Source organism: Saezia sanguinis (assembly GCF_003991585.1).
Classification (GTDB): Bacteria; Pseudomonadota; Gammaproteobacteria; order Burkholderiales; family Burkholderiaceae_C; genus Saezia; species Saezia sanguinis.
This window is the reverse complement of the sequence record NZ_PQSP01000043.1, coordinates 1-280: the sequence shown is the minus strand read 5'-3', so window position 1 is coordinate 280 and position 280 is coordinate 1. Positions and strand designations below refer to the sequence as shown.

The following is a 280-nucleotide window of genomic DNA, read 5'->3' as shown; positions in this document are numbered from 1 at the left end:
CTTCCCCGCCGAAGAACTTGTCCAGCAGCGCCTCGTCGGACTCCGCCACCGTCTCCAGCAGTTCCTGCCGGTACTGCTCGGCCTTCTCGACCAGATCGGCCGGGATGTCGCGGAGCTCGTACTTCTCGCCCAGCTTGGTTTCGCCGGTCCAGACCTTGGCCTTCATCTCGACCAGGTCGACGACACCCTCGAACGTGTCCTCCGCACCGATCGGCAGCTGGATGACCAGCGGCCGGGCGCCGAGGCGGTCCTTGATGGTCTGCACGGTGAAGTAGAAATC

The 280-nt window shown here is 64.6% G+C and carries 1 pseudogene; it reads right to left on the bottom strand.

Annotated elements, in window-relative coordinates:
- A pseudogene (gene fusA, locus CUZ56_RS14915) lies at positions 1-280 on the bottom strand (elongation factor G); the annotation flags it as partial.